At 54.9% G+C, this 19,204-nt stretch carries 18 protein-coding genes; 9 read left to right on the forward strand and 9 right to left on the reverse strand.

Going from position 1 to position 19,204, the window contains the following annotated elements; genetic code table 11:
* Positions 1–389: 389 nt before the first annotated feature.
* The 3 genes from K1718_RS20570 to katG all read right to left on the reverse strand — a co-directional run bounded on the left by K1718_RS20570 (position 390) and on the right by katG (position 6,175).
* Positions 390–2,993, reverse strand: a complete 2,604-nt coding sequence (locus K1718_RS20570) for a DUF3141 domain-containing protein (RefSeq protein WP_265681006.1) — start codon at positions 2,991–2,993, stop codon at positions 390–392.
* 9 nt (positions 2,994–3,002) lie between these two features.
* A complete protein-coding gene (gene fabI / locus K1718_RS20575) occupies positions 3,003–3,767 on the reverse strand; it encodes an enoyl-ACP reductase FabI (RefSeq protein WP_265681005.1) in 765 nt (254 codons plus the stop codon).
* 236 nt (positions 3,768–4,003) lie between these two features.
* Complete coding sequence (katG, locus tag K1718_RS20580) at positions 4,004–6,175, reverse strand: catalase/peroxidase HPI (RefSeq protein ID WP_265681004.1); 2,172 nt, start codon at positions 6,173–6,175, stop codon at positions 4,004–4,006.
* Positions 6,176–6,452: 277 nt separating this feature from the next.
* Between katG and K1718_RS20585 the strand changes: the two genes are divergently transcribed.
* Positions 6,453–7,355 carry a hydrogen peroxide-inducible genes activator gene (locus K1718_RS20585; RefSeq protein WP_265681003.1) on the forward strand — a complete coding sequence of 301 codons (903 nt, stop codon included), beginning with the start codon at positions 6,453–6,455 and terminating at the stop codon, positions 7,353–7,355.
* Here K1718_RS20585 and K1718_RS20590 read toward each other — a convergent pair.
* From K1718_RS20590 to K1718_RS20605, 4 genes are all read right to left on the reverse strand, one after another.
* Positions 7,349–8,530, reverse strand: a complete 1,182-nt coding sequence (locus K1718_RS20590; protein WP_265681002.1) for an MFS transporter — start codon at positions 8,528–8,530, stop codon at positions 7,349–7,351. The two genes, K1718_RS20585 and K1718_RS20590, sit on opposite strands and share 7 nt — an antisense overlap.
* Before the next feature lie 120 nt (positions 8,531–8,650).
* Positions 8,651–9,322, reverse strand: coding sequence for a class I SAM-dependent methyltransferase (locus tag K1718_RS20595; protein ID WP_265681001.1), 672 nt, complete (start codon positions 9,320–9,322; stop codon positions 8,651–8,653).
* Between the two features lie 16 nt (positions 9,323–9,338).
* Entirely contained in the window at positions 9,339–10,115 is a 777-nt protein-coding gene (locus tag K1718_RS20600; protein ID WP_265681000.1) for a class I SAM-dependent methyltransferase, read from the reverse strand.
* Entirely contained in the window at positions 10,112–10,258 is a 147-nt protein-coding gene (locus K1718_RS20605) for a hypothetical protein (protein ID WP_265680999.1), read from the reverse strand. The genes K1718_RS20600 and K1718_RS20605 overlap by 4 nt, the downstream gene beginning before the upstream one ends.
* Before the next feature lie 86 nt (positions 10,259–10,344).
* On the opposite strand from K1718_RS20605, the gene K1718_RS20610 reads away from it, so the two are divergent.
* The gene (locus K1718_RS20610) at positions 10,345–11,253 is read left to right on the forward strand and encodes a LysR family transcriptional regulator (protein ID WP_265680998.1); all 909 of its coding nucleotides are present in this window, start codon (positions 10,345–10,347) and stop codon (positions 11,251–11,253) included.
* A gap of 69 nt (positions 11,254–11,322) precedes the next feature.
* Here K1718_RS20610 and K1718_RS20615 read toward each other — a convergent pair whose 3' ends face one another.
* Together K1718_RS20615 and K1718_RS20620 are read right to left on the reverse strand one after the other, a co-directional pair.
* Positions 11,323–12,324 (reverse strand): YHYH protein, encoded by a 1,002-nt coding sequence (locus K1718_RS20615; RefSeq protein ID WP_265680997.1) that lies wholly within the window; start codon positions 12,322–12,324, stop codon positions 11,323–11,325.
* A gap of 61 nt (positions 12,325–12,385) precedes the next feature.
* Positions 12,386–13,270 (reverse strand): alpha/beta hydrolase, encoded by an 885-nt coding sequence (locus K1718_RS20620; protein WP_152502736.1) that lies wholly within the window; start codon positions 13,268–13,270, stop codon positions 12,386–12,388.
* Between the two features lie 239 nt (positions 13,271–13,509).
* Here K1718_RS20620 and K1718_RS20625 point away from each other — a divergent pair, with 239 nt between their 5' ends.
* The 7 genes from K1718_RS20625 (at position 13,510) to K1718_RS20650 (ending at position 19,200) form a co-directional block, all read left to right on the forward strand.
* On the forward strand, positions 13,510–14,136 hold the full coding sequence (locus K1718_RS20625) for a Crp/Fnr family transcriptional regulator (protein WP_265680996.1): 627 nt from the start codon (positions 13,510–13,512) through the stop codon (positions 14,134–14,136).
* A gap of 63 nt (positions 14,137–14,199) precedes the next feature.
* Positions 14,200–14,415, forward strand: a complete 216-nt coding sequence (locus K1718_RS20630; protein ID WP_152502738.1) for a YgaP family membrane protein — start codon at positions 14,200–14,202, stop codon at positions 14,413–14,415.
* 6 nt (positions 14,416–14,421) lie between these two features.
* Complete coding sequence (locus K1718_RS27555; protein WP_418068044.1) at positions 14,422–14,784, forward strand: rhodanese-like domain-containing protein; 363 nt, start codon at positions 14,422–14,424, stop codon at positions 14,782–14,784.
* 480 nt (positions 14,785–15,264) lie between these two features.
* On the forward strand, positions 15,265–15,969 hold the full coding sequence (locus tag K1718_RS20635) for a ParA family protein (RefSeq protein ID WP_152502740.1): 705 nt from the start codon (positions 15,265–15,267) through the stop codon (positions 15,967–15,969).
* Between the two features lie 197 nt (positions 15,970–16,166).
* A complete protein-coding gene (locus K1718_RS20640; protein ID WP_265680995.1) occupies positions 16,167–17,123 on the forward strand; it encodes an HlyD family secretion protein in 957 nt (318 codons plus the stop codon).
* Positions 17,120–18,058 carry an ABC transporter ATP-binding protein gene (locus tag K1718_RS20645; protein ID WP_265680994.1) on the forward strand — a complete coding sequence of 313 codons (939 nt, stop codon included), beginning with the start codon at positions 17,120–17,122 and terminating at the stop codon, positions 18,056–18,058. The genes K1718_RS20640 and K1718_RS20645 overlap by 4 nt, the downstream gene beginning before the upstream one ends.
* Positions 18,055–19,200 carry an ABC transporter permease gene (locus tag K1718_RS20650; RefSeq protein WP_152502743.1) on the forward strand — a complete coding sequence of 382 codons (1,146 nt, stop codon included), beginning with the start codon at positions 18,055–18,057 and terminating at the stop codon, positions 19,198–19,200. Before K1718_RS20645 ends, K1718_RS20650 begins: the two co-directional genes overlap by 4 nt.
* Positions 19,201–19,204: the final 4 nt, after the last annotated feature.

The following is a 19,204-nucleotide window of genomic DNA, read 5'->3' on the forward strand; positions in this document are numbered from 1 at the left end:
ACTCGTGTTGTTGGAAGAGTTGACCCCAAATTGGGCCAAAGGTTTGGCGATCCGTCTCTTCCTGTGAAGAGGCTTCCCCAGTTGACCTTTACTTCCCCTGCGGAAACCACCTCCTATGGTTGCGGCCGTGCATAATTTCTATGCATGGTCATCAACAGGACAAAATTTAATATTTGCAGAGCTCTTCAGGCCTTGCCGAGTGACGTGGTCTTGGTATTCTGTTTTGCAGAATCTTTACCGAAAGAGCGTTCCGAGACGAGCCTATTTGCAGGATTCCGGGACTTTAGACAAGCTTGGCACAAAAAGCTGCCACTGCTGTTCAGAGCCAAACTCCAACAACAATCCAGGGGGGCTCTGAGGGGCGTCCGAGAGGCCCGGGCGCCCCTTTTTCATTCTGCCGGTTCTTGCGATTTTCCGACGGCGCGCCGCGGCTTGCGCGCTGAAGTTGACTTTTTGGCTGTTGTATTTCGGGCCGGTGCCTTTCGGGCAGACGACTTTTTGACAACCGCCGTTTTTGCTTCAGAGGATTCCGGTTTCTCTCTGGAGGCGCTCTTTGATGCCTTCGCTTCAGCAGCTGTTTTCTTCCATTTCACCTGCGCTTCCAGTGGGTTTTCAGTGATGTCTTCCGAAACCGGCGGCAAGCCCAGGACCTTTTGAAATTTCTGCAAGGTCTCCAGAGTATGAGGCGCCATTTCCTTCAAGGCACCCGGGACAAATCGAACCACATTGGACGCTAGCTCTCGCTCTTCGGCCGTTTTAAGCAGTTTCGGCAGGCTTTCTATTGCTTTTTCGTGGGCAAACTCGACGATCAATGTCTGTTCCTGAAGGATGAAGCTGCGCTCATCGGCAGCCAACGACTTGAAGGGCTCATCCTGAGTGAGAACCCGAGCCGACCGTTCCAGTCTATCCTTGCGCACGGCTCCACGGCTTTCGGCAAGCAAGATCAGCATGCGAATAACAGCTTCGCAGAAGCCACCCTCTTCGATGCGCATCAAGGCTGCCTGAACCGGTGGCAAGCTGCGCAGATCTTCTTTCCGTTTCAACGTGCGTCCCGGCAGTCTGCTGTGACCGAACCACCGCATATAGGGCGAGCCCCAAACTGAAAGGAACAAGTTCTCATACATTGTGTCGCGAAGGTCCCGGAAGAGATCCATCGACTGTTCGACAAGAGCCGCATTGAGGTGCTCAAGTTCTACAAACGGGTTATTTGGACCCGCAGGCGTCCGGCTTTCTTTCACTTTGTCCGCCCAGCCCGGCAAAAGTCCAAGAAAAGGATTGAGGCTGGACATCATGGACCGCTGCACGCGAAGTGGATGGAGGCGGCGTCGCAGATCTGCGCTTTGCTCAGTCACGCCGGACTGTACAAACGGCCGAACACAGACGTCATAAAATTCAGATTGTTGTTCTGAAGCGCGCGCGACTGCTGCAAAGGCGTGTTCTTCATCCCGGCCATCGTCAATCTCTCGGAGCTCATCCATTGTGCGCTCATGAAAACTCACGGTGAATTCGCGCTCCAGAATGTCACCGGCGTAGTCGTCTATCGTCATCTCATAGAGCCCTGGCGGCAGCGCTTCGATGGTTTTCAGGGTCGACGTAACTTCCGTATGTTCTTTCTTCGCGATCTTTGAAGACACAAAAATACCCAGATGACCAACCTGGTCATGCACCATGTAGATGATGCGCTGGCCCCGGATTGCGATTTCTCTTTCGTCCGTATAGCTGTCGATTATCCAGTTGAGCGCCTGTTGCGGCGGAGTGATGTTGTCTCCCCAACTGGCAAAGACAATGATCGGCGCCCTGATCTCCTTGAGGTCGATATTGCGCCCCGGCTCAAGTTGCGCCTCGTTTTTGGCCAATCGGTTGCCGACAAACAACTGTTCGACAATCCATTTCATTTCCGCTTCGTTCAAGAGGAAATAACCGCCCCACCAGCGCTCGAAATCCAGAAAACGCTGAGGCTCCGTATCAACCTTTGAATAGAGATCGTAGTATTTTCCGAAATAGTTTCTCGCCGGATTGAGCAACTCGAAATTCTGAACGATATCTGCCCCATCGAAAACGCCGTGCCCGAGGTCGGAATAGTACATGGCGTTGTAGGTTCCACCCAGAATCCCGCCATTGTATCGCATCGGGTTTTCCCCGACCCGCCCGGACCAGGTGCTGACAGGCGCGCCGTTGAGAACAATGGGCCCAGTCAGATCGGGATTGGTGGCAGCCAAAAGAAGCGTTGCCCACCCACCCTGGCAATTGCCGGTCACTATCGGATTTGGCGCTCTTGGGTGCAGCTCTTTCACCTTCCGAACGAAAGCAGCTTCGGCATTGGTGACATCGGCAAGCGTCTGACCTTTTTCCGGCCAGCGTTTGAACGCAACGAAGTAGACGGGGTGGCCGTCACGGAGCGCAACACCGACCTGACTATCCGATTTGAAACCGCCGATGCCGGCACCATGGCCGGCACGCGGGTCGATGATGATATAGGGCCGTTTCCAGGGTTGGTGCTCGCGGAACTTGGAGTCCTTTGGCGGGATAATCTTGAGCAGCATGTAGTTGCATGAACGCGGCAGGTCGGCACCGTCCACGACAAGCTCGTAATCGTAAATCAGAACCGGTGGGCACCCAGCAGCTTCATGTTCCAGAAAAATGTCGCCGCGCTGGCGCAACGTATCCATGGTCAGCACGGTACGTTGCACCGCGTCCTGCCAATAGCTGTTCCAGTTGTCGATAAGAGCGCCTGATTTCTGCGCTTCGCCCATATCTTGCATGGACTTGTTGAAAGCCGACAGGTTCTTTTGCCAATGCTCCTTTTGAACGTCGGCTATTCTTGTCATGTGCCGGGTCAGACCAAGGGTCATAAGCTCCGTCATCTTGGTGAGTTCCGTCGCCTGAGCCTGCATACGGGTGGAGTGCTCGGAAGGCGCCCAGGCAGTCGCATCGGAAAGCATGTCCAGGAACTGGTTCTGTCCCTTTTCAAGAGCGTCGAAAATGTCCTTCATCAGAAGCTCCTATCCAAGAATGCTGTAGCCACCATCGATCGGGTGAATACTGCCGGTTACATTGAATGCCTCGCGGCTTGCCAGAAACGCGGCGTAAGCGCCGACGTCATCGATGGTTGCCAGTTGATGGGTTGGTGCGCGTTCCGCAGCGTCATTGAGAAGTGCATCGAATTCTGCAATGCCCGAGGCAGCGCGCGTCATCAACGGACCAGGCGAAAGCGCATGAACCGATATGCCTTTCGGGCCCAATTCTGCAGCAGCATAGCGCGTTGCCGATTCAAGTGCAGCTTTTACGGGGCCCATGAGGCCATACCGGTCGACCACGCGCTGAGCCCCCATGAAAGAGACCGTCATACACGTACCTCCTTCCGGCATCAGGGGTTCGGCCCTCCGGATCAAGCGCAAGAACGAATGGACAGAGACATCCATCGCAAGAGCGAACCCCTCGGCCGAGCAATCGACAACCCGGCCATGGAGATCTTCCTTGTTCGAGAAGGCAACTGAATGAAGTAGCGTGTCGAGCCTGCCCCAACGTTCGGCAATCACAGAGAACAGATCATCAAGTTCACCCTCGTCCCGTACATTGAGCGGTGCGATGATCTCAGCCTCAAGCTCTTCGGCCAGAGGCCTGACAAAGGCTTCGGCCTTTTCGCTCGCATAGGTAATTGCAAGATCGGCACCTTGTGCCCTGAAAGCCTTGGCACAGCCATAAGCTATGGACTGATCATTTGCGACACCAACAACAAGGGCTTTGTGACCTGTCAGATCGAACATGAACTCGAACTTTCCACAAGGAAGGCTCAGCTGCCGTGATACCTGACGGCTGGCCGAAACTCATTGACCGGACTGCCTCCTGGCACCACTCCGCAGTGCAGCATATCCATCATGATGGCAGAATGACCATGCAAGGAAAATAGGTGCTTCCGGCGATCAATGCCAGCTATCGCAATGCAAAAAAAGCGCCCCGAATTGCTCCGGGACGCCGTTTTTCACCTTTCAAGGTGAATGTGTCAGGCCAGATCGAACCGATCTGCGTTCATCACCTTGGCCCAGGCAGCAATGAAGTCCTTTACAAACTTCTCGCTGTTGTCGTCCTGGGCGTAGACTTCAGCATAGGCCCGCAGAATGGAATTGGAACCAAACACCAGGTCAGCACTGGTTGCAGTCCATTTCAGCGTTCCAAGCTTGCGGTCACGGATTTCATATGTGCCGTCCGATGCAGGAAGCCAGCTGTTGGTCATGTCGGTGAGGTTGACGAAGAAGTCCGGGGTAAGCGCTCCTTCGCGATCCGTGAAGACACCATGCTTGGTGCCGCCATGGTTCACGCCAAGAACACGCAGGCCGCCAACTAGAACCGTCATTTCCTGGGCGGTCAGACCCAGAAGCTGAGCACGGTCGAGCATCATTTCTTCGGGGCTGACGACGTAGTTTTCCTTTTCCCAGTTCCGGAAACCGTCCGCAAGCGGCTCCATCACGTCAAAGGATTCACCATCCGTCTGCGCGTCCGTTGCATCGCCACGACCGGCCGAGAATGGAACTGTCGCGCTCAGACCTGCAGCCTTGATCGCCTGTTCGACACCCACATTGCCGGCAAGCACGATCACGTCTGCAATGGAAGCACCTGTTTCGGCTGCAATTGGCTCAAGAACAGACAGAACCTTGGCAAGCCGCTCCGGCTCATTGCCAGCCCAGTCCTTTTGAGGTGCCAGGCGAATGCGTGCGCCGTTTGCGCCGCCCCGCTTGTCCGAGCCGCGGAAGGTACGTGCACTGTCCCATGCCGTCGCAATCAACTCTGCGGCGGAAAGGCCGCTGGAAGCAATCTTCGCCTTGACCGCATCAACGTCATACGAAGTTGAACCAGCCGGGATCGGATCCTGCCAGATCAGATCTTCGGAAGGAACATCGGGACCGATATAGTTGACCTTCGGCCCCATGTCGCGGTGGGTCAGCTTGAACCAGGCACGCGCGAAACAATCACGGAAGTAGGCTTCATCCGCCATGAATTTCCGGCAGATTTCGTTGTAGACCGGGTCCATTTTCATGGCCATGTCCGCATCGGTCATCATCGGATCGTGACGGATCGACGGATCAGAGGCATCAACAGGTTTCTGATCTTCCGGCATATCCACCGGCTTCCACTGCCAGGCACCTGCCGGAGACTTCGTCAGTTCCCATTCATAGTTGAAGAGATAGTCGAAGAAGCCCATGTCGAACTTGGTCGGCTCCTTCGTCCATGCGCCTTCAATACCCGAAGTGAAAGCCTTGGACGCCTTGCCGTCCTGGTCCGGGTTTGCCCAACCGAGGCCTTGTCCTTCAACACCTGCCGCTTCCGGCTCGGCACCGATGTGGTCACCGGCACCTCCACCGTGAGCCTTGCCGACGGTGTGTCCACCACAGGTCAGCGCTGCGGTTTCTTCGTCGTTCATGGCCATGCGTTTGAAGGTTTCCCGCACATGCGCACCGGTCTTGACCGGGTCCGGCTTGCCGTCGACACCTTCCGGGTTCACGTAGATCAAACCCATATGAACAGCAGCAAGCGGGTTCTCAAGCGACTCCGCGTTATCAGTGTTGTCGTAACGGTTTTCTGCGGGCGCCAGCCATTCTTTTTCAGACCCCCAGTAAACATCCGTTTCCGGGCCCCAAATGTCGGCGCGGCCGAAACCGAACCCAAACGTTTTGAACCCCATGGATTCGTAAGCCATGTTGCCGGCGAGTATGATCAGATCCGCCCAGGATAAGGCATTGCCGTATTTCTTCTTGACCGGCCAGAGCAAGCGACGGGCCTTGTCCAGGCTGGCATTGTCCGGCCAGGAATTGAGCGGGGCAAAACGAATGTTGCCAGAACCGGCGCCGCCACGGCCGTCCTGCATGCGATATGAGCCGGCTGAGTGCCAGGCCAGACGGATCATGAGGCCACCATAATGCCCCCAGTCTGCCGGCCACCATTCCTGGCTGTCGGTCATCAGCGCACGCAAATCGGCTTTGACACCTTCATGATCGAGGTTTTTCACGGCCTTCTTGTAGTCGAAGTCCGGATCCATCGGGTTGGTACGCGCACCGTGCTGGTGGAGGATGTCCAGGTTCAGCGCATTTGGCCACCATTTGGTGACGGGCTTGTCCATGGCCGTGTTGCCACCGTGCATAACGGGACAACCACCTGATTTATCGACCTTAGCGTCCATCTTCCTCTCCAATTCTAAACTCGGTGCATTGCACCGGCTTACACAAATCAGACCCTTTGTCAGCAATTTGACAGCGGGCCGGAACGACCTTGCGAAACTCGCTGTATGCTCTGGAAATAGTGACAGACCACACCGTTTCAATTCTTGGCTGAACAGACTGCGGACAATACCACCAATAGATGTGAGGCCATCAGTCCAGTCTGTTCTGATTCTAAACTAGCAAACCACAATCATCAGAAGAAGTTGAATTTTCTGATCGCTTCGATAAGTTATAGTTATGATCAACATCACTCTGAAGCAACTCCGCTATTTTGAAGCGCTCGCGCGCCACGGGCACTTCGGCAAAGCAGCGGAAGCCTGTGCAATTTCGCAGCCAGCTCTTTCCATGCAAATCAAGGAAATGGAAGACGTCCTGGGAGCAGCGCTCTTTGAACGAGGCGCACGCCAGGTCAGACTCACTCATTTTGGGGAAGTGGCGGTTGAGCGTGCCAGAGACATTCTGCGCTCAGCCGACGAACTTGGCGATCTCGCCCGCGCCTCGCGTGAAAGGCTGGTAGGCAGGTTCCGCATCGGCGTGATCCCGACAATTGCCCCATACCTGTTGCCAAAGGTGATCGGAAATCTCAAGGAAGACTACCCGGAACTCGACATTCATGTCCGGGAAACGGTGACACCCAAGCTGATACAGGAGCTGAAGGAAGGCCGGCTCGATACGGCAATCGTCGCCTTGCCGGTCTCTGAAAGCTCACTTGAAGAAATACCGTTGATACAAGAGAGTTTTGTTTTGGTGCGCACTGCAGGTGAAGCCAATCTTCCACTGCCCAACGCGGACAGTCTCAAGGAAATGCGGTTGCTATTGCTGGAAGAAGGCCACTGTTTCCGTGATCAGGCACTGTCTTTCTGCAATCTGCCCTCCGGGCCACCAAGGGAAGTTCTGGATGCCAGTTCCCTGTCCACGTTGGTCCAGATGGTCAGTGCAGGAATGGGCGTAACACTCATTCCCGAAATGGCCGTTCCGGTTGAAACCAGATCCGCACCGGTCGCCATATCCCGGTTTGAAGACCCTGAACCCAACAGAACCATCGGCATGGTGTGGAGACGAAGCAGCCCTCTTGCCAGTCAGTTGACCGAGATTGCAGGCATCGTCCGCCGGTCGGCGGAAACCCTGCCTCTTCAATGAGACGCTTTTATTTTGTGCCGGAAAGTGCCAAGGCCAATGAGTGCCATAGCCGCCGCCAACCCTAAGAGGACAGCTCTTGCATCATCTCCGGAGGCAAACACTGCCACCATGAGACCTGCAAGCGGTTGAGACAGATTGTTCAGGCAAATGATTGCGCCTGTGGTCTTGCCGAACTCGGATGGCGGGATGATTTCCTTGCGCAGGGTGCGCACATAGATGTTGAACATCTTGTCGAAGCCGGCAATCAACAGGAACCCGAGCGCGTAGACCAGCGGATGAGCACCGAGACCGGTCAAGACAGCGCCAAGACAAATGAGCGCGTAGGCCGTGCGACCGAGCGTGTTCAGACCAAAATGGATATGTGCTGTCAAAGTCAGAACGGCGAGCGTCGCTAGTGCTCCCCCTACCTGCAGCCAGGCATATTCCTGCTCGGACCGATCGAAAAAGCCCGTCATCATGGCTGCCGCGGTTGCCAGCGTTGCACCGATTATCAGATTGACACCCGCGGCCTGAAAGATGGCGCGCAAGAGATCCGGCAATTGCCAGATCAGCACGAAGGCATGCTTCAGATCAGCAACAGGGTGACGCTTTTCGAGGGGCGCAGGGGGATCTGCCAAGCGCAGCTGGCCAGGCCAGAGCCGAAACACGGCGTCCGACAGAACAAACAACCCGGTTGCCAGGATCACAACGGTTTCCCAAGGCCACAACACCATCAGATAAGCTGCCGTCAATGGTCCAAGCACGACACCCATTTGTGAGGCCAGTTGACTGTAGCTCGCCACCTTTTCAAAGCGTTGATCCTTGAATGCGCCGACCAGAACCATTTCCAGTGCGAGCAGTCCCTGTGTCGTCAGCACGCCGACAATCGCGGAGAGCGCGATCAGCCACCAGACACCACCGAAAACGAGCTGACCCGTGATGCCGATCAGACAGACAAGGGCTCGCAGTACGCGACTGACGCGCAACAACATGATCGGGGAATACCGGTCACACAAAATTCCTGCGAACGGAAATGTCAGATAACGAGGCAATGTTTCAAAGAAAAACGCCAGGCCGGACCACGCGACATTACCGGTGATCTGGAAGATGACCAGCGGCACCAGAAAGAGCAGGATCTGATCGGCCAGAACCGTCAGAAACATGGACGCGAAAAACGCGCGGTCGCGAACGAGCATCAGATGCTTTCAAAGGACCAATATTGGCGGGACGACTGTCGTATCACCCACCATAAAGCCCTGCAACTGCAGCTTGCCTCGAACCGATTGTGTTCACCCGGCGCAGCACAAACCAGTGGTTCAAGTTTTTCTGGCAACCACAAACCGGCTGTAAGGCTCCGGATAGGTGCCGGTTTCAATGATTTCAAATCCACTCGAGGCAATCATGTCTTCCAGGCCCTGAAAGGACAACATGCGCACAAATGGCGCTTTGCCAAACAGCTGCATCACCTTGATCATCGGTGTGAACAACCAGGCCTTTTTCTTCAGGCACACGGTCTTGGAAATATAAAGACCACCCGGGTTCAGAAGGTCCCGCACTCTTTTCAAAGTGTCTTCCGGGTTTTCAACCAGATGCAGGAAATTGTAAGCCAGCACCGCATCATACCCCTTGCCGTCCCGGGCTTCGATCTCCTCACTGAAAACATCAGCAACCGCAAAGCTCAATCCGTCTGCCGAGGCACTGCCCCGTTCTTTCTCTGCAAGCAGTTTTTCGTTGGCAATGTCGATCATTCCGTCAGCAAAGTCGGTCGCGAGATAAGAGCTGACATTTCCGGCCAGAAGAAGCGCAGTTGAGCCGGTACCGCAACCAAGCTCGAGTACCTTGTCCTGCGGGCCGAGATGTTCGGTTGTCCGTTCCAGCGTCTTTTCGTAGGCCTTCTGGTCCTTAACAGGGGAGGCAGCGTATTTCTTGGCGGCCTTACTCCAGAAGCGGGTTGAAGGGGTCATGTCGTTGGTCCAAGTGATCGTCATGGTGTTTTTATCCTTATCATGCAGAGCGGGACGCGGCGCATGGCGTATTGTCTTGCGCGGCGCATATCGTCGACAGCGGCTTTCGTCCTGAAACTGCCGTGCTCCAGAGCCGGGTCCAGCGGCCGGCACCGACGGGCATCGTCTCAAGGTCGGTCAGACCACTCTGCGTCAGCCACTGACGCAGGGCCGAAGAAGTCAGTCGGTGCGTTCGCCATTTCAGGTGTATGAATGTGCCGAAGAGGGTTTTCCGGGTGGTCACGACAAGCAGAGTTCCGCCTGGTTTCAATACCCGGTACATCTCGCTGATTGCAGCTTGGGGCACCTCCAGGTGCTCAATCGCATGCGCGCACATCACGAAGTCAAAGCTTTCAGAGGCGTAAGGCAACGCCCTGATGTCGGCGACTTGCGGCTGACAATTGACGCCCATCAGCCCAAATTTGCCAGATGCCTCCTCAAGCATGACCGGTGAGATATCGACAGCCGACAGCTCAAATGAAGCGTCCATTTCCGCAGCCAGAGCAAGGGCCATCGCGCCTGTTCCGACACCGCAGTCCAAGACCTTTACGGGCCTCTCTCGATCACTTGTCAGGGTTGGCACCAGTTGGCGAAGAACCTGCCGGTAGGCCAGTGGAAATCCGAGCCGCTCGATGGTTCTTTGCCAGGACGGCGCACAATCGTCATAAGCGCGGCGCAGCTGGTCGTCGGCAAAGCCCTGTCGGCTGACGGCAATCTGCCAGGAACCAAGACGACGTTTGAAGACCGGGATATGTGGCGCGTGGGTTTCAAGTGTCATTTGCGTTTCCCCGCACCGCCCCAAAGCCCAATGCGATCAAAAATAGCGCGGCCGATTTCCCGGCCGCCACTTGGCGATGCCAGAAAGCACAAGACCAGCTCAATCATTCTCACCAATGTCACTGTCAGCCATTGCGGATTCATGGGAAACACTCCTTTGAACCGCTAGGTAACCCCTTCAGATTTGAATGGGAATTGCCGAATTTCCACTGGGTGATATACATATTTGCATGAACTGGCAGAGCATTACATTTGACTGGAACCAGGCACGCGCCTTTCTTGTCACTGCAGAAGAGGGGTCGCTTTCGGCGGCCGCGCGAGCACTCAAACTGACCCAGCCGACCTTGAGCCGACAGGTCGCCGCCCTTGAAGAAACGCTTGGCGTGACCTTGTTCGAACGTGTCAACAAGAGCCTGATACTGACAGAGGCAGGTGTTGAGCTTGCCGAACACGTGCGTGCCATGGGTGAAGCCGCCAGCCGCGTTTCTCTTTCGGCCTCGGGACAATCGCAGCAGATCGAAGGACTGGTTACCATTTCCACGACCGATGTGATGGCTGCCTATCTTTTGCCGGACATCTTGCGGGACCTGCGCCGGAAAGCCCCCGGCATCGAAATCAAAGTCGTCTCCACAAACAGCGTCAGCGATTTACGCCGCAGAGAAGCCGACATCGCAATACGCCATGTCGAACCCGACCATCCGGAACTCTACGCCCGCAAACTGCGCGATGCGCGCGGCCAAATTTTTGCCGCCCGTTCCTATCTTCAGCGGTTCGGCCGTAAGCTGACGAAAGAGGATGCGCCCAAGCTCGACTTTCTCGGCTATGAAGACAACGAACAGCTGATCGGCTATCTGCGCGCTATGGGCCTTGACGTGACCCAGGCTAACATCAAGCTCAGCTCACCAAGCCTGATTGTTGCCTGGGAGTATGTGCGTTTGGGGTTTGGCCTTGGTGTGGGAGCGGACGAAGTCGCCGATCGGTGTCCTGATATCGTTCCCGCCTTCGAGGACGTTGCTCCGGTCACCTTTCCCATCTGGCTGGTAACCCACAGGGAATTGCACACCAGTTTGAGAATTCGGACTGTCTTCGATCATCTGGCTGAAGGGTTATTGAACATTTCGGCAAATAGATCGAGCTGAAGTTTACCCACTGCTTCCTTCCCCGCTTGATCGCGACTGAAAGCAACGATCACGCCGCCAGGAGCGTGACTACTTGTCGAAGGACGCATCCGGCATTCCCATAAGACATGCGACGATCCAGGGATAACTGTCCGTGACGTAGTAGCCGTAAACGCCGTTCACGGTCATGCCATTGCACTCATCTAAGTCGCCAGCGTTGGTAAATTCATAGTCCGAACGATAGAGACCATTGTAAGCACCGCCCGGATTACCATCACCAGATGGTCGTTCTCCTTGTTTCAAGGTATAGCCCGGTTTCGCTTTTCGGACTGTTCCAGTTTCATCCTTGAAAAAAGAGCCAAAAACAGGAAACCCGTCGGCGGCAAAACCAATCAACGGAGATCCGTTCGGCCCGGGATTGTCATCAAATAAGGCATTAGGGTTGCCGTGATAGTGATATCGGCCATCTGGCTGGGTATGTGCATGGTGATCATCTTCGGCAAAGGTAGCCAATGGCGACATTGGATCGAGCAGATATGGATCGTTGGCCCTGCAACCCGCCAGAACATTCCCGTTCTCGTCTGCCTGTGGGCTATTCGGTCGATAACAACCTGCTGATTGAATATCGACAACTGCACCGTTCAAAAGCACAGCGTCGTAATTCGTATGTTCCAGCGTCGATGACAAACCCTTGGATTCAGGATTGCGAGCAATCTTGAAGGTGTGGCCAATGGCTTCGACTTCTGAAGCAAAGTCGCGTCTAGAGCCTCCGCCTACATCGTGGTTTGGAATACCGTTAGACTCAATGGTGCAATAGCTGCCCTCAAGCCCGACGATCACGGCACCGCGCAATGCCCTGTTTTTTTGCAGGTCTTCCACTTCGCTTTCATAGGCATTCACATAGTCTGCACAATCCGAGGAGGTGTTGGTCAGGATCTGATTGGTAAGATCTATACGCGACGAGTTGCCCTCAACAGATTTAAGAAGCTCTTCTGCGTCATGCGCCTTGGCCGGTGCTAACAACAAGAGACTGAAAGTGACTGCGACGTATCGAGTTGTGGTTCTTGCGCTGACCTTCAATTTCTCCTCCATCGCTTTCTGCTAACAGAAATTGAAAAGCAAATTCTGAATTCAATCGCCGTTGCTCAGTTTCTCACCCAAGCATCCAGTTCAACACAAGTCGCCAATCCGTCATGCGAATGGGTGTCCCGTGTGTGCCGGTATCAAATAGCGTGAACTTGATCGGGTAGTTCGGTGCTTTGGATTTGATCTGCTTGAAGAAATTCGCCTGATCTTCCCAATTATAGACCCGATCCAGCGTGCCCTGCCCCATGTAGATCGGCACATTCCGAGACAGCGCACTGGACCCCAGGAAATTCGGATCCTTGGGTGATCCAAGAAGCATGATACCGCTGAGCAAACGCGAGTAATTGCCGTTTCTCACAAGGTTCCAGCAGATAATCCCACCCATCGAGCCGCAAGCGACAACGACTTTCGCACCCGGCGAAATCTGCTTCTGGTATTGGATCAGCGCGGCGACGTCTGCCGTTCCTCGTTTGTCGAAATTCTTGATATCAACCGTAAGGTAAGCACCTCCGTTGCGCACCATGAGGTTCTGAATACGATTGAAATTGCCACCAAAGGAAACATCGTTCATGCCCTGAAAGCGATTTCCGCCCTGGCCATGAATGTAGATGACAATTGCCTTTGCACCGCCCTTCCATTTGCCGGTTCCCATATACTGGATTGTCCGACCGTTGGCGCTTAACTCGGCGCTGCCGCGCCCCCTTTTGGGCTTATAGGATACGTAGTTGCCATAGACCCGGCGTTCATCGACTTCGTCCCGGTCACGCAGGTCTCTCTGCTTTGAATATTCAACGACGATGAAGTCGCCATTATAAAGCGTTTCATGGACTTTCTTGTAACGGAACAGTCGGTCCTTATAAGGTTTCAACGCTTCGGCGTGTGCGGCAAGAGCCCCCGTCACCAGGAAAGCCGCTGTCGTTGCAATCGTCAAAAGTTTGTGCCGAATTGTCATGTCAGTCCTCAAGGAACCCTGGAAAAGTTTCGCAATAGAATCTTAGCGCCAAGGTAGCCTTTCGGTCCTTTTGCCGCAATCGTGCACAAACCGGCGACATGATAAAGTTTTCCTGAATTTGTTCTGCCAACCGACCGTACGCGCCGCCGGTCCGGGACAAACAATACCATCACGAAATCACGGACCAATTTAAGATCTCGATTTTTGGTGGATCGGTTATCTGGAAGAAACGCAAAGCTATGCCGCAAGACCAGTTAAGACCCAAATGCCTTGAAGGGTCCCAGAGCGTATCGCTCCCAAAGGGCGCAACCGTGTTTCGGGCAGGAGATCCTTGCCGCAATTTCTATCTGATTGAAAGCGGTTCAGTCCGCGTAGATCTCATGAACTCAGAAGGAAAATCGATCCTTCTCTACCGTATCGGTGCCAACGAAACCTGCGTTCTCACCACGTCATGTCTGCTGTCGCACGAAAGCTACAGCGCAGAAGCCGTCACGGAAAGTGATGTGACTGCGCTGGTCATTCCTGCAAACGAGTTTCAGGCGCGTATCGCTTCCTCTGAGCAATTTCGAGAGATCGTCTTCCGCTCTTTTTCCTCGCGCCTTACCCGGTTGATGGCCAAGGTCGATGAAGTCTCATTTGCTTCTCTCAACAGCCGTCTTGCCAAGCGGCTATTGGAATTGGCAGGCGAGAGAGACTTCGTTGAGACGACACATGAACGTCTTGCGCAAGACCTCGGCTCCGCTCGGGAGGTGATCGGAAGAAAACTTACGGACTGGGAAAAACAGGGGTTGATTGCCCGACACAGGGGCAGCATCGACATCCTGTCACGCCCCGCGCTCACCGTGCTTTGCGGCCAACGTGACTAAGTCACAGACACCTTCAGGCACTAAGATTTATGTCTGGCTCATCGTTAAGTCAGGAGACATAAAATGAGCATCGCCAACGTGGGTTCACTCGACCGTATCGTCCGTATTGTGTTGGGTGCAGCACTCATTCTTGCCCCCTTGCTCGGTTTCGTTGCCAGTGTGTCATCGACGCTTGGAATTGTGCTGATGATTGCAGGCGCGGTTCTGGTAGGAACGGGGTTCATCAGTTTTTGTCCGATCTACCGGATCATTGGTGCCAGCACCCGGTCCAACTCCTAAGTCACCGTGAAAATTTCCGAACTCTTCAGCCTCTTTGCAAGGTTCGACCGGCTTTCGCCCGGGGACGCCTATGAAGGTAGTCTTCGGGGCGACGTCACGATCATTGATGTTCGAACGCCGAACGAATGGAAGGCGACGGGAAGTCCAAAGAGTAGTCGTCGCATTTGTCAGAACGATAAAGACTTCGAGAAAGCCGTTTTGGGCCTCCTTAAAGCCGCCCCGGACACCACGCTGGCCTTAAGTTGCCTGTCCGGGAGCCGTGCAAAATCGGCGGCAAGGCGCCTTCGAAAAGTAGGCCTAACCAACCTGAAGATTGTCGAGGGAGGAATATCCAAGTGGGTGAAAGGCGGATTGCCCGTTGACATTTAAACCGGGCTTCGGCTTGGTCGTGCACGGCGGTCCGCCCTCTTTCGAAGTGTCAGCTGCAGTGAAGCAAGCCTGCAGCACCACGGACTTCCATTCGCCTGATTGTAATTGGAATGCCGTTGGCTCGGCATTCTTATGCCTCTTGTCGGTAATCGGCGCTCTGGCAGCTTAAGTGTACAAAAGGTTCGCAACAGTTCAAAATCACGCTGCTTCACCCAGGAAGTCCGAAAATAATTTTCAACAAAATACAAGTGAACACGCAGTTTCTTTTTGGAACATGGCGATTAATCACGATGCACCCCTGCAAATTGTAACTAGAGTTCTTACCCCTCTTATCCACATTCATTAACAACCACTGAATAACTCTGTCGCAAAATGCGAATTTAAGAATTTGGTAACCATAAAAATCCAAGACTGCCAGATAGATAGGACCCCTTGAGGCCCGTCTTAGAGACAATGCACGGCAAGTTCAGGAGAACCCAAATGCCAGTCATTTCCTTCGCAAACGCAAAGGGCGGCGCCGGGAAAACCACGGCAGCGCTTCTGCTGGCGACAGAAGTCGCAGCCCGGGGAAAGCGTGTCACGATCTTTGATGCCGATCCGCAAAAATGGATCTCGAAATGGCATGAGTTGCCGAAGAAATGTCCCGGTATTTCTGTGATCAGCGAGATCTCGCCAGCCTCCATTACTGAGCAAATCACCTATGCGGCGGAACACTCCGATTACGTGGTGGTCGATCTGGAAGGAACCGAGAACCTCGTCGTCGCGAATGCGCTGTCTGTGTCGGATCTTGTGGTTGTTCCAATTCAGGGCTCATCCATGGATGCACGCGGCGGGGCCAAGATCCTGACGCTGATCAAAAAGCTTGAAAAGATCGTTCGCCACGACATCCAGCACTGCGTGGTGCTGACACGCACCAATGCCGCGGTCACGACGCGGGCCATGAAGGCGGTGCAGGATTTTCTGGCGGCCCAGAATATCGATGTCCTGATGACGCCGATTGTTGAACGAGCCGCCTTCCGCGACCTGTTTGAGTTCGGTGCCGGCCTTTCGGAACTCGATCCATCGGTGGTTTCCGGCGTCAAAAAGGCTCGCGAAAACGCCGCCCTTTATGCAGCCGAAATCCTGGAACGCGCAATCACCGTGCCCAAAAAGCGCTGGTACAACATCTTCAAGCGCGCGAGCTGACCACAGCAAATCACATGAGACACTGAAGCCGGGCCCTCCCGGCTTCCTTATTTTCAGGGTATTCAAGCTCTGTCGGCCATCTGCACACATTCCCAGGGCAACTCTCTTGCAATGGCCCTCTTCCGACAGTCGCGTTAAAGTTTCATCCGACTCAGATCCGTTTGGCCCAATGCCAGCGATCCGACGGGAGGAACGTCATGACTCTGGCTCGACTTCACACAAGCCTTGCTCTGGCCTGCTGCGCCTTGCTGATTGCCTGCAGTCCCGATGAGGGCAACATAGCGCTCGGAACTTTGGAGCGAGACCGTGTCGCGCTGACGGCCACCGCCAACGAGGTTCTGGTTTCCCTGCCGGTTGCACAAGGGACCTTCGTTGAAAAAGGAACCGTCCTGGCACAGCTCGACCCGGGAGAGCAGCAAGCCATCGTCAACCAGGCACGTGCAGAGGTACAAAAGGCGCGCGCCAATCTGATCAAACTGGAAAACGGGGCGCGGGAAGAGGAAATCGCAAAGGCCCGTGCAAATGTTGCCGGAGCCAAGGCCGAGCTGGTCGATGCTGAAGCTTCATTCAAGCGCTTTCAGGATCTGACACAAAGAGGTACGACGAGCCAGGCGCAATTCGACAGTGCCAAGGCCACACGTGATGCGGCCAGCGCCAGCCTTCAAAGTGCCGAGCAACAGCTGAAAGAACTGGTAACCGGAACACGTCCAGAAGATCTCGATATTGCAAGAGCTGAACTTGAAGCAGCAATGGCGAGCCTTGCCACACAGGAAAAGATCCTGTCCGATCTGACCATCACGGCGAGCCGCGACGGTGTACTGGACAATCTTCCCTGGAATCTTGGTGAGCGCGTGACGGCCGGCAGTCCGGTTGCCGTCATGTTGGCTGGTGCAGCGCCCTTTGCCCGCGTTTATGTGCCAGAACCGCACCGGGTCAAGATCAACGAAGGCGACAAGCTGGAGATCAAGGTGGATGGCCTCGACGACCCGTTAGAAGGTCACGTTCGATGGATCAGTTCCGAACCCTCCTTCACTCCCTACTACGCGCTCAATCAGTCGGAACGCGCACGGCTGATGTATGTAGCCGAAGTTCAACTTCCCGACAGCGCAAGCGATCTGCCCAATGGCGTGCCTGCGCAGGTCGTGCTGCCGTGACGGCCGCAGACACCGATATTGTCGTCCACGCCGAGGGACTTGTTAAAAAATTCAAGGACTTCCGCGCGGTCGACGGGCTTGATCTGACCATAGAACGCGGCATGATTTATGGTTTTCTGGGGCCAAATGGCTGCGGCAAGACCACCGCCATGCGCATGTTGACCGGACTGCTCACACCGACTGAAGGAAGTGTCGAAGTCCTTGGTCTGTCGGTCCCCAAGGATGCGGAGGCGCTGAAATACAAAATTGGCTATATGACGCAGGCGTTTTCACTCTATGGCGATCTGACGGTTCTGGAAAATCTCCGCTTCATGGCCACTATCTACGGATTGTCGGGTGCAAGGCGCAAACAGCGGATCAACGAGGTCATGGACCGCTATGAGCTGAGCGACCTTCAGAACCGATTTGCCGGCCGGATGAGCGGTGGCCAGCGTCAACGTCTGGCCTTGGCGACAGCTGTCTTGCACGAGCCTCAATTGCTGTTTCTGGATGAACCGACCTCAGCAGTCGATCCTGAGTCTCGGCGGCATTTCTGGGAACAGCTCTTTGACCTGATTGAAGGTGGCACATCCATCGTCGTTACCACCCATTTCATGGATGAGGCGGAACGGTGCCACAAGATTGCCATCCTGGAAGCCGGTCAAAAGCGGGCTGACGGAGCCCCGAAGGATCTCATGGCCGAAATGGGCGCCAACGTGGTGGAAATCGAAGGTCCCAACCTGCGCGACATCCGGCGCCATCTTCTGGACACTGAGGGCATCGTGGCCGCAGCGCAGCTTGGCGCGCGCCTTCGGGTTCTTGTGGAAACAGGCATCGCTGACCCTGAAGCCTTTTTGAAAGCCAGACCTGAAACCGATGGCGCTACGCTGATTGAAAGGGTCCGTCCGAACCTGGAGGACGTCTTCGTCACCGCAACCGGAGAAGGCCGCCAATGAGACCGCTTTCCCGCATTGCCGCGATCTTCTTCAAGGAACTCAATCAGTTGCGGCGGGACAGGATGACCTTCGGCATGGTGATCATGATCCCGCTTATTCAATTGATTCTCTTCGGGTATGCCATCAACACGAATGTGCGAGACATCCCCGTTGCTGTCGTCGATCACAGCCAGACCGGGCTCAGCCGAGTGCTCATCCAGATCGTCGAGGCGACGACAGTTGTGGAAGTCACCGAGCGTCTGAATTCGGTCGAAGAAGCAGAACAGGCAATCAAATCCGCACGTGTCCGAGCGGCCTTCATTCTGCCCGAAGACCTGTCGCAGCGTGTTGCAAGATCGCCTGCGGCAGGACTTGGCACGCCAGCCTCAACGGATGAGGAAACAAGTCGCCCGGTCGCCCAATGGATCGTCGACGGATCTGACACCATGATCGCAGGCGCCATCAAATCCCTGCGAAGCATGCCATTGTCCGAACTCAACCGGCAGCCTCCAAACCGCTCGACACCCACTTTCGAAGTGGCCCTTTTCTTCAATCCCGAACAACGCACTGCCATTAACATTGTGCCTGGCCTTGTCGGGATCATCCTGACCATGACGATGATCATGTTCACCTCGTCAGCCATCGTACGCGAGCGCGAACGCGGCAACATGGAGATGCTGATCAACACGCCGGTCCGGCCAATGGAACTGATGATCGGGAAAATCATTCCCTACATCTTCATTGGCCTCTTGCAGACGGTGATCATTCTCGGCCTCGGGCACCTTCTGTTCAACGTACCGTTTGGTGACAGAACGCTGGATCTTTTCGTCGGCACATTGCTGTTTATCGGTGCCAGCCTTTCTCTCGGACTGGTGATGTCGACCATCGCCCAGAGCCAGCTCCAGGCAACACAGATGACCGTATTCGTGCTGCTGCCGTCGATCCTGCTGTCCGGCTTCATGTTTCCCTATGAAGGCATGCCGCTGGTCGCGCAATATATCGCTGAGGTGTTTCCTGCGACCCATTTCATGCGCATGATCAGAGGCTTCGTGCTTCGAGACGCAAGTCTGTTGGACCTGCACCGCGATGTGATCTGGATGTGCGGTTTCTTCGTGCTTGGTATGTTCGTTGCAGCCTTGCGTTTCAAGAAGCGGCTGGACTGACAGA

This window comes from Roseibium porphyridii (assembly GCF_026191725.2).
GTDB lineage: Bacteria > Pseudomonadota > Alphaproteobacteria > Rhizobiales > Stappiaceae > Roseibium > Roseibium porphyridii.

What these genes read in the sequence shown, in the direction of transcription:
- K1718_RS20635 (WP_152502740.1), top strand. Translation starts at nt 15,265, where the DNA reads ATGCCAGTCATTTCCTTCGCAAACGCAAAGGGCGGCGCCGGGAAAACC.
- K1718_RS20600 (WP_265681000.1), bottom strand. Translation starts at nt 10,115, where the DNA reads ATGACACTTGAAACCCACGCGCCACATATCCCGGTCTTCAAACGTCGT.
- K1718_RS20650 (WP_152502743.1), top strand. Translation starts at nt 18,055, where the DNA reads ATGAGACCGCTTTCCCGCATTGCCGCGATCTTCTTCAAGGAACTCAAT.
- K1718_RS20605 (WP_265680999.1), bottom strand. Translation starts at nt 10,258, where the DNA reads ATGAATCCGCAATGGCTGACAGTGACATTGGTGAGAATGATTGAGCTG.
- K1718_RS20610 (WP_265680998.1), top strand. Translation starts at nt 10,345, where the DNA reads ATGAACTGGCAGAGCATTACATTTGACTGGAACCAGGCACGCGCCTTT.
- katG (WP_265681004.1), bottom strand. Translation starts at nt 6,175, where the DNA reads ATGGACGCTAAGGTCGATAAATCAGGTGGTTGTCCCGTTATGCACGGT.
- K1718_RS20570 (WP_265681006.1), bottom strand. Translation starts at nt 2,993, where the DNA reads ATGAAGGACATTTTCGACGCTCTTGAAAAGGGACAGAACCAGTTCCTG.
- K1718_RS20595 (WP_265681001.1), bottom strand. Translation starts at nt 9,322, where the DNA reads ATGACGATCACTTGGACCAACGACATGACCCCTTCAACCCGCTTCTGG.
- fabI (WP_265681005.1), bottom strand. Translation starts at nt 3,767, where the DNA reads ATGTTCGATCTGACAGGTCACAAAGCCCTTGTTGTTGGTGTCGCAAAT.
- K1718_RS20630 (WP_152502738.1), top strand. Translation starts at nt 14,200, where the DNA reads ATGAGCATCGCCAACGTGGGTTCACTCGACCGTATCGTCCGTATTGTG.
- K1718_RS20590 (WP_265681002.1), bottom strand. Translation starts at nt 8,530, where the DNA reads ATGCTCGTTCGCGACCGCGCGTTTTTCGCGTCCATGTTTCTGACGGTT.
- K1718_RS20620 (WP_152502736.1), bottom strand. Translation starts at nt 13,270, where the DNA reads ATGACAATTCGGCACAAACTTTTGACGATTGCAACGACAGCGGCTTTC.
- K1718_RS20585 (WP_265681003.1), top strand. Translation starts at nt 6,453, where the DNA reads ATGATCAACATCACTCTGAAGCAACTCCGCTATTTTGAAGCGCTCGCG.
- K1718_RS20640 (WP_265680995.1), top strand. Translation starts at nt 16,167, where the DNA reads ATGACTCTGGCTCGACTTCACACAAGCCTTGCTCTGGCCTGCTGCGCC.
- K1718_RS20615 (WP_265680997.1), bottom strand. Translation starts at nt 12,324, where the DNA reads ATGGAGGAGAAATTGAAGGTCAGCGCAAGAACCACAACTCGATACGTC.
- K1718_RS20625 (WP_265680996.1), top strand. Translation starts at nt 13,510, where the DNA reads ATGCCGCAAGACCAGTTAAGACCCAAATGCCTTGAAGGGTCCCAGAGC.